The organism is Caulobacter sp. P1_B12_2 (assembly GCF_056406675.1).
In genome coordinates this window covers 1-11,739 of the sequence record NZ_JBFTZS010000101.1, presented here as the reverse complement: position 1 = coordinate 11,739, position 11,739 = coordinate 1, and the positions used below count along the sequence as shown (strand labels likewise).

The following is an 11,739-nucleotide window of genomic DNA, read 5'->3' as shown; positions in this document are numbered from 1 at the left end:
CTGCTGGACGGCACGGGCCGAGGCTATGTCCGCGACCGCCTGGCGCGGCTGCGCGACGGCCTGGCGCTCCACGATCCGCTCGATCAGCGCGTCCTTGCTCTCCAGCGCCAGGCCGTCGCGCAGCCGCGCCAGGCGGTCGCGGACATAGCCTCGGCCCGTGCCGTCCAGCAGGTTGGCCGCCACGACCACGGCGGCCTGGTGTTTGCAGGCCCCGAACTTGTCGAAGCCCGGGCAGGTGCAGGCGCCCTCGCCGTCCGGGGCGCGCAGGCTCACCACGTAAAGGTCGCCGGCGCTGCCGGTCACGTGGGCGGTGACGGCGTCGTCCTCGATGGCCACCAGGTCGACCTTGCCCGCTTCCGCCAGCTGGACGCCGCTTTCGAACCAATGCGCCTCCATGCGCCCCTGCCAGGCCTGCGCGTCGAACAGGCGGTCAACCGAACTCATGCGTCGTCCTCGATGCGGTGGATGTCGTCGTCCGACAGGCCGAAATGGTGGCCGATCTCGTGGACCAGCACGTGGGCGATCAGCTCGCCCAGGGTGACGTCGCCGCGCTCGCACCATTCGTCGAGGATCGGCCGGCGATACAGGAACACCATCGACGGCTGCGGCGAGGGGTCGAGGATCGAGCGGCGACCCAGATCCACGCCCTGGTAGAGGCCGGTCAGCTCGAACGGATCCTCGATGCCCAGGTCGTCGAGCACCTCTTCGGAGGCGAAATCGTCGATGCGGAACACCACGTCGCCGGTCTGGCGGCGGAAATCGGCGGGCAGGTCGTCGAAGGCCTGGCGCGCCAGGGCGGCGAAATCGTCCAGCGAGGGCGCCAGGGCCGGAGCAAGTCGGTCTGTCCAGGTCATGGTCGGTACATAGGCCGGAGGGATCGCGCCGGAAAGCCTCCGCGACAGCGGCGCTCATCGCGCTCTGGTCACGCGCGGCCTAATCTGTGAATCTGATTCGCTAACCACGTCCGCAGCCCGGGGGCCGACGACAAGCCTGATGACCTCGTCCGACCTGATCTTGGCCGCGACGGCCGGCGCGGTTTGCCTCGCCCTTTGCGCCACGCTGTGGGCGATGTCCCAGCGACGGCGGTTCGAGGACCACCTCGCCCGCCTGAAGACCCGCGCCGCCACGCTGGAGACCCGGCTGATGGACAGCCAGGGGGCCGCCGAGGCGTTCGAGAGCGCCCTGGTCGTCATCCACGACGGCGGCGTCGACCTGGTGTCCGGCGAGGACGCCCTGACCGAATGCGCCCGGATCCTCGACGTCGCCGCCGACGCCCAGGCCGTGGTGCTGGCCTTGACCGAGGCCGATCCGWCCCACGCCCACAAGCTGAAGGCCCTGTTCGAACAGGGCGAGGTCTGCGCCTTCGAGGCCCGGAGCGCGCGCGGCGGGGTGCTGGTCGAGGGCCGGGCGGCCGGGACCCGGGCCTGGCTGCGCCTGGCCGCGGCGGCCGCCAACGAAACCGGCCTGCCCGACGCCGCCCGCTTCGCGGCCTTCATGGACGGCCTGGTCGAGCCGGCCTGGATCTCGGGCGCGGACGGCGCGCCGGTGTGGGGCAACGCGGYCTATCTGCGCGTGGTCGGGGTCGAGACCGCCGCCGACGCGACCCGCGACAACAAGTCGATCGATCGGGCCGCCGACGCCCTGGTCGTCGAGGCCGCGAAGGCCGGCGAGCTGCGCGAACTGGTCCGCTGGGTGCCGCTGGACGGCCGCCGCCGCGCCCTGCGCTTCTCGGCCCAGCCGCTGGACGGCGGCGGGGTCGGGGTGTTCAGCAGCGACGTCACCGAGGTCGAGGACATGCGCGACGCGCTGAAGAAGCACGTCGCCGCCCACGACGAGACCCTCAACCACATCGCCGACGGCGTGGCGATCTTCAGCGCCGGCCGCCGCCTGGCCTTCCACAACACCGCCTTCGCCGACCTGTGGGGCCTGGAGCCGGCCTGGCTGGCCGACCGTCCGACCCACGGCGAGGTGCTGGACCGCCTGCGCCAACGCCGCCGCCTGCCCGAGACGGTCGACTACGCCAAGTGGAAGGCCGCCGAACTGGCCCGCTACGAGGACCTGGGACCCCAGCCCGACGAGATGTGGGACCTGCCCGACGGCCGCACCCTGCGCGTCGTGCGCCAGCCCCACCCGCTGGGCGGCATGCTGCTGCTCTATTCCGACATCACCGGCGAACTGCGGCTGAAGGCCCAGTACAACGCCCTGATCCAGGTGCAGCAGGCCACGCTGGACAAGCTGAACGACGCCGTGGCGGTGTTCGGCTCGGACGGCCGCCTGCGGCTGCACAACGAGGCTTTCGAGACCTTCTGGAACGTCTCGGCCCAGGCGCTTGAGGCGGCGGTCGATTTCGAGGGCGTGGTCGAGCTGTGCGTGCCGCGCCTGCACGACCTGAGCTTCTGGCGCGAGCTGAAGGGCCGGGTGGCCGATCCCGATCCGCAGATGCGCGCCCCGACCTCGGGCGAGACCCGCACCTCGGACAATCGCATCATCGTCTACCAGAGCCGCCCGCTGCCCGACGGCGCGACGCTGATCGCCTTCGCCGACGTCACCGACACCCGCCAGCTGGAAAGCGCCCTGGCCGACCGCTCCCAGGCCTTGACCGAGGCCGAGCGGCTGAAGCGCGACTTCGTCGGCAACGTCTCGTACGAGCTGCGCACGCCGCTGACGACGATCATCGGCTATTCGGAGCTGCTTGAGCGGGCCGACGGCCTGTCGGAACGCAGCCGGGGCCACGTGGCCTCCGTGCGCTCGGCCGCCACCCAGCTGGCCCGTTCGATCGACGACGTGCTGGACATGGCCCAGATCGACGCCGGCGAGATGGCGCTGGAGATCGAGGACATCCGCGTGRCCGGGCTGATGAGCGACGCCCAGGAGCGGTCGCTGAAACTGGCTCAGCTGGGCGGGGTGACCCTGGCAGTCGAATGCGACAAGGACGTCGGCCTGATCCGGGGCGACCACAAGCGTCTGTCGCAGATCCTGGACCACCTGATCGAGAACGCCCTGCGCCAGACCCCGCCGGACGGGGTGGTCACCCTGTCGGCGCGGCGCGCCCTGGGCGAGGTGCGGCTGGACGTGTCGGACACCGGCCGCGGCGTGCCCTTCCACGTCCAGGCCCACATCTTCGACCGCTTCGTCGGCCGCGACCGCGGCGGCCCTGGCCTGGGCCTGGCCCTGGTCAAGGCGCTGGTCGAGCTGCACGGCGGCTGGGTGGCGCTGGAGAGCGAACCCGGCGCGGGCTCGATGTTCACCTGCCATCTGCCGGAAACGCAGCAGCCTGGGGCGGCGCAGCCGGAGTTCGGGTTCTGAAGCTTCGTGCGGGCGAACACTTGCCCCCTACGGATCGCTTCGCGATCGTCTTCCCCCGCAGGGGGAAGAGGTACGGTGCACGCGTCCTCCGCCCCCCATGGGGGCGGACAGACCGCGAAGCGGTCAGGTGGGGGCAAGTCGGTGAGTCACCGCCCCGGAAAACAAACCTTAGTGCTGGCTCTCGGGCAGCCGCACCACCAGCCCGTCCAGCGCGTCGCTCACCTTGATCTGGCACGACAGGCGCGAGTTCGGCTCCACGTTCTCGGCGAAGTCCAGCATCGACTCCTCCATGGCCGACTTCTCGCCGGTCTTGCCGGTCCAGGCGTCGTCGACATAAACGTGGCAGGTGGCGCAGGCGCAGGCGCCGCCGCAGTCGGCGTCGATGCCCGGCACGTTGTTCTTCACCGCGCCTTCCATGACCGTCAGGCCCGGCTTGACGTCGATGACGTGGTCGGTGCCGTCGTGCTCGATGTAGGTGATCTTGGCCATGGGTCCCCTAAGGCGCTTTTGAACGGGCGTTTTACGCCGCGACTTCTTTCATGGAAATGGACGAGTTCGCCAGCTTTTCGATGCTGACGGCCGTGCGTTTGGCGATCAGCTGCTTGCCGGCCATGAACTCGGGCGGCGCGTTGACGGCCTCGACGGCCTGCACCAGATCGCCCTTCAGGTGGAAGACGGCGAACTTGGCGGCGGCCACGTCGCCGCGCACGATCTGCGTGTCGGCGTCGAACGGCAGGCCGGCGATCTGCAGTTTCAGGTCGTACTGATCGGACCAGAACCACGGAATCTCGTGCGGCGGCATGGGGCGACCGGCGATGGCGGCGGCGGCCTGCTTGGCCTGCTCCAGGGCGTTGGGCACGCTCTCCAGGCGGAACTGGCGGCCGTAGATCGGCAACGGCCGATGGGTCAGGTCGCCGATGGCGAACACGAACGGGTCCGCCGTGCGCGCCTCGATGTCGACCACCACGCCGTTGGCGCACTCAAGGCCGGCGTCGCGGGCCAGCTCCTCGTTGGGAACCGCCCCGACCCCGACCAGGGCGACGTCGCAGGCCACCACCCGGCCGTCGGTCAGGCGGACGCCGGTCACATGACCGTCCTCACCGTCGAAGCCCGCCACCCCGGCGTTCAGCTCGAAGGCCACGCCGCGGGCGCCGTGATAGTCCTGGAAGAAGTTCGACAGGGTCTCGCAGGCCACCCGGGCCAGCACGCGCGGCTCGCGCTCGATGATCATCACATGGCCGCCCAGGGCGCGGGCCGAGGCCGCCGCCTCCAGGCCCACATAGCCGCCGCCGACCACCGCCAGGCGCTTGTCCGGACCCAGGGCGGTCTYCAGGGCCTCGGCGTCGGCCGCCGTGCGCAGGGACAACACGCCGGCCAGGTCAGCGCCGGGGATCGGCAGGGCGCGGGCCCGGGCCCCGGTGGCCAGGATCAGATAGTCGTAGGGAAGGTGCTCGCCCGAGGCCAGGGCCACCGTCTTGGCGCCGCGATTGATCGACACCACCACGCCGCCCAGGCGCAGGGAGACCCCGGCTTCCTCGTACCAGCTGCTGGGCTTGAGCTGCAGGCTGTCGGCGTCGGCCTCGCCCTTCAGCCAGGCCTTGCTGAGCGGCGGGCGCTGATAGGGCAGCAGGGGCTCGTCGCCGATCAGCACGATCGGGCCGACATGGCCGTACTGGCGAAGGAAGGCGGCGGCCGAACCGCCGGCATGGCCGGCCCCGACGATGACGACGCGGGCGTTCAGGTCACCTGTTCCAGCTTCACTCAACGCCGCAGTCCTCCCGTTCGAGCAAAGATGACGGTAGCGTCACCTTTTTGCAAGCCGATCGGCCTTGGGCTCGAAGACCGTCCATCCTTGTCAGTAATGGGCGATCTTCTGCGGCGATGGAACAGGCCTCGTCCCGAGCCCGTCGAAGGACGAGGCGGCAAGAGCCGTGGTGTCTAGACCACGCGCTCCACCAGCATCTTCTTGATCTCGGCGATCGCCTTGGCCGGGTTCAGGCCCTTGGGGCAGACCTGGGCGCAGTTCATGATCGTGTGGCAGCGATAGAGCTTGAACGGATCCTCGAGGTTGTCGAGGCGGTCGCCCGTGGCTTCGTCGCGGCTGTCGATCAGCCAGCGATAGGCATGCAGCAGGGTCGCCGGGCCCAGATACTTGTCGCCGTTCCACCAGTAGCTGGGGCACGAGGTCGAGCAGCAGGCGCACAGGATGCACTCGTAGAGGCCGTCCAGCTTGGAGCGGTCTTCGGGCGACTGCTTCCACTCGGTCTGCGGCTCGGGCGTCACGGTGTGCAGCCAGGGCTCGATCGAGGCGTACTGGGCGTAGAACAGCGTCAGGTCCGGGATCAGGTCCTTGACCACCGGCTGCGACGGCAGCGGGCTGATCTGCACGGCCTTGCCGGGAGTGTCGGCGTGGCCGTGGGTGCAGGCCAGGGTGTTGCGGCCGCCGATGTTCATCGCGCACGAGCCGCAGACGCCTTCACGGCACGAGCGGCGGAAGGCCAGCGTCGGGTCGATGGTGTTCTTGATATAGAGCAGGGCGTCCAGGACCATCGGGCCGCAGTCGTCCAGGTCCACCTCGTAGGTGTCCCAGCGCGGGTTGCGGCCGTCTTCCGGATCGTAGCGGTAGACCTTGAACGACCGCGTGTTCTTGGCGCCGGCCGGAGCGGGCCAGGTCTTGCCGTTCTGGACGGTGGAGTTCTTCGGGAGGGTGAGCTGAACCATCGATCGTACCCTCAGTACACGCGCTGCTTGGGCGGGATGTAGTCGATGTCCTTGGACATCGTGTAGCTGTGCACCGGCCGGAAATCGATGTTCACCTTGCCCGTGCCCTGGTCGAGCCAGGCCAGGGTGTGCTTCATCCAGTTGGCGTCGTCACGCGTGGAGAAGTCCTCGCGGGCGTGGGCGCCGCGGCTTTCGGTGCGGTTGACCGCCCCGGCCACGGTCACGACGGCCTGGGCGATCAGGTTGTCGAACTCCAGGGTCTCCATCAGGTCGGTGTTCCACACCAGACCCCGGTCGCTGACCTTGATGTCCTTGGCCTTGTCCCAGACCGCCTGCAGGCGCACGACGCCGCTTTCCAGGCTCTCGCCGGTGCGGAACACCGCGGCGTCCTCCTGCATGGCCTTCTGCATTTCGAGGCGCAGGGCGGCCGTCGGCTGGGCGCCGTTGGCGTTGCGGAAGCGGTCGAAGCGCGCCAGGTGCGCGTCGGTCATGCTGTCCTTCAGCTCCGGCTGGGTGGCCATGGGCTTGAGGATCTCGGCGCAGCGCAGCGCGGCCGCGCGGCCGAACACCACCAGGTCGATCAGGCTGTTGGAGCCCAGGCGGTTGGCGCCGTGCACCGAGACGCAGGCCGCCTCGCCCACGGCCATCAGGCCGGGGATCACCTGGTCGGGGTTGTCGCCCGACTTGGTGACGACTTCGCCGTGATAGTTCGTCGGGATGCCGCCCATGTTGTAGTGGACGGTCGGCAGGACCGGGATCGGGGCCTTGGTCACGTCGACGCCGGCGAAGACCTTGGCGGTCTCGGAGATGCCGGGCAGGCGCTCGTGCAGGATCTTCGGATCCAGGTGGTCCAGATGCAGGAAGATGTGGTCCTTGTTGGGGCCCACGCCGCGGCCTTCGCGGATCTCGATGGTCATGGCCCGGCTGACCATGTCGCGCGGGGCCAGGTCCTTCACGGACGGCGCATAGCGCTCCATGAAGCGCTCGCCTTCCGAGTTGGTCAGGTAGCCGCCTTCGCCGCGCGCGCCCTCGGTGATCAGGCAGCCGGCGCCGTAGATGCCGGTGGGGTGGAACTGCACGAATTCCATGTCCTGCAGCGGCAGGCCGGCGCGCAGGGCCATGGCGTTGCCGTCGCCGGTGCAGGTGTGGGCCGAGGTGGCCGAGAAGTAGGCGCGGCCGTAGCCGCCGGTCGCGAGAATGACTTGCTGGGCCTGGAACCGGTGCAGGGTGCCGTCGTCCAGCTTCCAGGCGGTGATGCCCCGGCAGACGCCGTCTTCCATGATCAGGTCGAGCGCGAAGTACTCGATGAAGAACTCGGTGTCGTGGGCCAGGGACTGGCCGTACATCGTGTGCAGCATGGCGTGACCGGTGCGGTCGGCCGCCGCGCAGGTGCGCTGGATCGGGCCTTCGCCGAAGTTCTTGGTCATGCCGCCGAAGGCGCGCTGATAGATCTTGCCGTCCACGGTGCGCGAGAACGGCACGCCCCAGTGCTCCAGCTCGTAGACCGCCGCCGGCGCGTTGCGGGTCAGGTATTCGATGGCGTCCTGGTCGCCCAGCCAGTCCGAACCCTTGACGGTGTCGAACATGTGCCAGCGCCAGTCGTCCTGGCCCATATTGCCCAGCGAGGCCGAGATCCCGCCCTGGGCGGCGACCGTGTGGCTGCGGGTCGGGAACACCTTGGTGACGCAAGCGGTCTTCAGGCCCGCTTGCGCGCAGCCCAGAGCGGCGCGGAGGCCCGAGCCGCCGGCGCCGACGACGACGACGTCGAACTTGTGGTCGATGAACTTGTAGGCCGACATCAGAAGGCTCCGGTGAAGGCGACCTTGAGGATCGCCACGACCCCAAGAGCGCCGCCGAGGACGCAAACGAAAAGATTGGCGAGGACCAGCACGGTCTTGATCGTGAAGTCCGGGACGTAGTCCTCGATCACCACCTGCACCTGAAGCCTCAGATGGATCAGGGCGACGACGATCAGCAGGCTGAGCAGGACGGTGTTGTGCGGAATGGCCACCCAGGCGGCGGCGCCGTCGAAGCCGAGGCCCGCCAGGCGCAGGCCGGCGAACACGCCCCACAGGGCCAGCGGGATCAGGGCGATGCCCGACACGCGCTCGGTGATGAAGTGACCCACGCCGTGGTGCGAGGCGCCCAGGCCGCGGGCCCGCGACATCGGCGTACGGAAGCGACCGGAGGAGGAAGGACCAGCCATGATCAGAGCGCTCCGGTTTGGGCGGCGATCACCCAGACGACGATCGCGCCGACCACCGCGAAGGCGATGGCGCAGGCGCCGGACATGTCGGCGATCTTCGGCGTGAAGCCCTTGCCGGCGTCCCAGACGGTCTGACGCACGGTGTAGGCGATGTTGTAGAGCACCGCGACGGTCAGGCCGAACAGGACCAGCTTGCCGAGGAACGAGCCGAGGCACCCGGCGTAGCAGGCGTAGGCGTCGGGACCCGAGGCCAGGGCCACGGCCCAGCCGGCCAGCAGCAGCACGCCGACATACAGCGCGAAGACGGTGGCGCGGTGCAGGATCGAGCAGGCCATGGTGATGTGCCAGCGCCAGACTTGCAGGTGCGGCGACAGGGGGCGGTCGGGAAGTCCCCCGCTGGTCTCGGTCATGGTTGCGTCCAACCTTTTGGCTTTGTGCGTTGCGGGATGCTTTTAAGCGCGACGTTGGGGGTGTCAACGCGGCCGCCCTTGTTGAGAAACGTTATCAGGGCAGTGAGGATACGCGTGACCGAGCGCCAAAGCCGGGGCTTCCGCCACGGCGCCCGGAGCCGACCGGCGTTCGCCGACCGCGTTCAACCTTTCGTTCAGCCCTGAATGGTAAACGGTCGGTTGACCGAGTTGGGGTGCGTTGAATGGCCGCGGGGATTTTGACGGACACGCCGGCGGCTGCCGGCTGGCGACGCAGACTCGGCGCGGTGAGCGACGTGCTGCGCGTCTCGGGCGGCGACACCGGCGGGATGGGCGCGCGCCTGGTGTTCTCGGCCGTCGTCTTCTGCGCCACCCTGCCCTATTCCAACGATCCCGCGCCGTTCTTCTGGATGGCGGCGATGGCCGCCCTGGCCGTCGCCGAGGCGCGAACCTCGGACGCGGCCGCCGATCTCTTCGCCTGGATGCAGAGCGCCGGCTACGCCCTCGCCGGCTTCTACCTGACCTTCTTCCAGATCGGCGCCGCCCAGACCTTCGGCGTGACCCTCTACGGCGTGGTCATGTTCGAGATCCTGGTGCGCGACTACGCCCGGCCAAAACGTCTGCTGACCAATCTGACGCCGATGCTGATCTCGATGGCCGTGGTCCAGCTGGGGGCCAGCGTGCGGCTGGTCCAGCGCGACCAGCCCTGGCGGATCGCCACGGTGCTGGCCACCACCTACCTGGTCTTCCGGGTCTTCCGCTCGCTTCAGATCGACCTGACACGCGCCCGCCGCGAGGTGGCCGAGGCGCAGGATCGCGCCGAGGCCGACGCCCGCACCATTCGCGAGGCCCACCGCATCGCCCTGATGGCCGAGGACATGGCCGGGGTCGGTCACTGGCGCGTCCATCTCGCCAGCGGCGAGACCACCTGGTCCGAAGGCGTGTTCCGGATCTACGGGCGGGAGCCTTCGACGGGCGTCCCCGACCTGGAAACCCAGCTGACCCATTTCGACGTCGCCGACCGCCGCCGTTGGCGGGACGGACTGAAGGCCGCCGCCGCGACGGGCGAGCCGTTCGAGTTCGAGGCTCGCCTGACCAGGACCGACGGCGCCGTGCGCCACGTCGTCTGCCACGCGGCGGTCGAGCCCGACGACGAGGGCAAGGTGGCCACCCTGTTCGGCGCCCTGATGGACGTGACCGAGGCCCGCGCCCGCGAAGCCGCCCTGATGGACGCCAAGCTGCGCGCCGAGGCCGCCGCCGAGGCCAAGGCCGAGTTCCTGGCCAATATGAGCCACGAGATCCGCACGCCGCTCACGGCGATCAACGGCTTTTCAAGCCTGTTGAGCGATCTCCACGACCTGCCGCCCGAGGCCGGCCTCTACGTGCGCCGGGTCAGGACGGCGGGCATGACCCTGCTGACCGTGGTCAACGACATCCTGGAGTTCTCCAAGCTGGAGTCCGGCCACGTGGCCCTGGCGCCCCAGCCGTTCGCCCTGGCGCCGTTCCTGGACGATGTGATGGCCCTGTTCGCCGACCAGACCCGCGCCAAGGACCTGGCGCTGTCGCTCGATCTCGACCCCGGCGCCCCCGCGGTCCTGGAGGCAGACGGCAACCGGCTGCGCCAGGTGATCGTCAACCTGATCAGCAACGCCATCAAGTTCACCGAGGCCGGCGAGATCCGCCTGGACGTGCGCCATRCCGACGGCGTGCTGCGCGTCTCGGTGCGCGACACCGGCTGCGGGGTGCCCGAGGACAAGCGCGACGGCCTCTTCCAGCGCTTCTTCCAGGTCGACGGATCGATCAGCCGCCGCTACGGCGGCACGGGCCTGGGCCTGTCGATCTGCAAGGGCCTGGTCGAGTTGATGGGCGGCTCGATCGCCATGGAACCCGCGCCGGACGGCGGCTCGATCTTCGCCTTCGACGTCCGCGCCGAGGAAGCCGCGCCGGTTCCGGCGGGCGCGAGCGTCGAGCGCGCCGGGCCGTTCGTCCGCGCTCAGGTCCTGGTCGTCGATGACGTGGCGGTGAATCGCGAACTGGTGCGCGCCATGCTGCAGGCCGTCGGTCACGAGGTCTCCGAAGCCGCCGGCGCGTCCGAGGCCCTGCGCCTGACCGCCTGCGAGCGGTTCGACCTGATCCTGATGGATCTGCAGATGCCCGAGGTCGACGGCTTCGCCGCCGCCCGCGCCGTCCGGGCCCAGGACAGCGCCAACCGCGACACCCCGATCATCGCGCTGAGCGCCGACGTCCTGCCCGAACATGTGGAGGCCAGCGCAAAGGCCGGCATGAACGGCCATATCGGCAAGCCGATCTCGCCGCTGGAGCTGATTGAAGCCGTCGACCGCTGGGCCGGCGTGCGGGCGCCGGCGGAAGGTGCGGAACGGGAACAAGCCTGAGCCGGGGACACGCCCTTGCGGCGTGTCCCCTCAGCAAGGCCGCGCCTGGTCTTGGGGACACGCCGCGAGGGCATGTCCCCGGCTCAATCCCGAAACACGTTCAGGGCCGCCCACTGCAGCAGCATGATGGTCTTGGCGTCGCGGATGCGGCCGTCGGCGACCATGGCCAGGGCCTCGTCGACGCCCAGTTCCAGCACCTCGATGTCCTCGCCCTCGTCCGGATGGCCGCCGCCGTCGCCGRTCCGCATCGCGGCGTCGTACTCGGCCACGAAGAAGTGCAGGATCTCGGTCACCGAGCCCGGGCTCATGAAGGCCTGGAACACCGGACGCACCGCGTCGAGGCGATAGCCCAGCTCCTCCTCGACCTCGGCGCGGATGCGCACCTCCGGCTCGGCGTCGTCCAGCAGGCCGGCGGCGGCCTCGATCAGCAGGTCGTCGTAACCATTGACGAAGGCCGGATAGCGGAACTGCTTGACCAGCAGCACCGTGCGGGCGGCCAGGTTGTAGGGCAGCAGCACCGCCCCGTTGCCCCGGTCGTAGTGCTCGCGGTGCTGGGTCTGCCAGCTGCCGTCGCGGCGCTTCCAGTCGAAGGTGGTCGTCTTCAGGACGTACCAGTTGTCGGAGAGCAGCCGGGTCTCGTGGACGCGAACGCGGTCTTTGACGCTCATCGGGCTCTCCTAATCCC

10 protein-coding genes and 1 pseudogene are annotated in these 11,739 nt (G+C 69.6%); 2 read left to right on the top strand and 9 right to left on the bottom strand.

Annotated elements, in window-relative coordinates; genetic code table 11:
* Positions 1–66: 66 nt before the first annotated feature.
* Both AC1DZ6_RS08595 and AC1DZ6_RS08590 read right to left on the bottom strand, forming a co-directional pair.
* Positions 67–444 (bottom strand): annotated as a pseudogene (locus AC1DZ6_RS08595) (SWIM zinc finger family protein); the annotation flags it as partial.
* Complete coding sequence (locus tag AC1DZ6_RS08590; RefSeq protein WP_477096777.1) at positions 441–854, bottom strand: metallopeptidase family protein; 414 nt, start codon at positions 852–854, stop codon at positions 441–443. The gene AC1DZ6_RS08590 and the pseudogene AC1DZ6_RS08595, both read right to left, overlap by 4 nt.
* 139 nt (positions 855–993) lie before the next feature.
* Between AC1DZ6_RS08590 and divL the strand changes: the two genes are divergently transcribed.
* On the top strand, positions 994–3,306 hold the full coding sequence (gene divL, locus AC1DZ6_RS08585; protein ID WP_477096776.1) for a cell cycle protein kinase DivL: 2,313 nt from the start codon (positions 994–996) through the stop codon (positions 3,304–3,306).
* A 168-nt stretch (positions 3,307–3,474) separates the two neighbouring features.
* On the opposite strand, the gene AC1DZ6_RS08580 is transcribed toward divL, so the two are convergent.
* From AC1DZ6_RS08580 to sdhC, 6 genes are all read right to left on the bottom strand, one after another.
* Positions 3,475–3,795, bottom strand: coding sequence for a 2Fe-2S iron-sulfur cluster-binding protein (locus tag AC1DZ6_RS08580; protein WP_477096775.1), 321 nt, complete (start codon positions 3,793–3,795; stop codon positions 3,475–3,477).
* Between the two features lie 31 nt (positions 3,796–3,826).
* Entirely contained in the window at positions 3,827–5,047 is a 1,221-nt protein-coding gene (locus tag AC1DZ6_RS08575) for an NAD(P)/FAD-dependent oxidoreductase (protein ID WP_477096778.1), read from the bottom strand.
* Positions 5,048–5,244: 197 nt separating this feature from the next.
* On the bottom strand, positions 5,245–6,027 hold the full coding sequence (locus tag AC1DZ6_RS08570) for a succinate dehydrogenase iron-sulfur subunit (protein WP_477096774.1): 783 nt from the start codon (positions 6,025–6,027) through the stop codon (positions 5,245–5,247).
* Between the two features lie 11 nt (positions 6,028–6,038).
* A complete protein-coding gene (gene sdhA, locus AC1DZ6_RS08565; protein WP_477096773.1) occupies positions 6,039–7,826 on the bottom strand; it encodes a succinate dehydrogenase flavoprotein subunit in 1,788 nt (595 codons plus the stop codon).
* Positions 7,826–8,233 (bottom strand): succinate dehydrogenase, hydrophobic membrane anchor protein, encoded by a 408-nt coding sequence (gene sdhD, locus AC1DZ6_RS08560; RefSeq protein ID WP_477096772.1) that lies wholly within the window; start codon positions 8,231–8,233, stop codon positions 7,826–7,828. Before sdhD ends, sdhA begins: the two co-directional genes overlap by 1 nt.
* 2 nt (positions 8,234–8,235) lie before the next feature.
* Positions 8,236–8,643 (bottom strand): succinate dehydrogenase, cytochrome b556 subunit, encoded by a 408-nt coding sequence (sdhC, locus tag AC1DZ6_RS08555; RefSeq protein ID WP_477096771.1) that lies wholly within the window; start codon positions 8,641–8,643, stop codon positions 8,236–8,238.
* A 305-nt stretch (positions 8,644–8,948) separates the two neighbouring features.
* Here sdhC and AC1DZ6_RS08550 point away from each other — a divergent pair, with 305 nt between their 5' ends.
* Entirely contained in the window at positions 8,949–11,054 is a 2,106-nt protein-coding gene (locus AC1DZ6_RS08550) for a hybrid sensor histidine kinase/response regulator (protein WP_477096770.1), read from the top strand.
* Positions 11,055–11,137: 83 nt separating this feature from the next.
* Here the strand turns inward: AC1DZ6_RS08550 and AC1DZ6_RS08545 are convergent, their stop codons facing one another.
* Positions 11,138–11,722 carry a GDP-mannose pyrophosphatase gene (locus AC1DZ6_RS08545; protein WP_477096769.1) on the bottom strand — a complete coding sequence of 195 codons (585 nt, stop codon included), beginning with the start codon at positions 11,720–11,722 and terminating at the stop codon, positions 11,138–11,140.
* Between the last annotated feature and the right edge of the window lie 17 nt (positions 11,723–11,739).

Coding starts and splice junctions, on each gene's coding strand:
- AC1DZ6_RS08590 (WP_477096777.1), bottom strand. CDS start 854: ATGACCTGGACAGACCGACTTGCTCCGGCCCTGGCGCCCTCGCTGGAC.
- AC1DZ6_RS08580 (WP_477096775.1), bottom strand. CDS start 3,795: ATGGCCAAGATCACCTACATCGAGCACGACGGCACCGACCACGTCATC.
- AC1DZ6_RS08570 (WP_477096774.1), bottom strand. CDS start 6,027: ATGGTTCAGCTCACCCTCCCGAAGAACTCCACCGTCCAGAACGGCAAG.
- sdhA (WP_477096773.1), bottom strand. CDS start 7,826: ATGTCGGCCTACAAGTTCATCGACCACAAGTTCGACGTCGTCGTCGTC.
- sdhD (WP_477096772.1), bottom strand. CDS start 8,233: ATGGCTGGTCCTTCCTCCTCCGGTCGCTTCCGTACGCCGATGTCGCGG.
- sdhC (WP_477096771.1), bottom strand. CDS start 8,643: ATGACCGAGACCAGCGGGGGACTTCCCGACCGCCCCCTGTCGCCGCAC.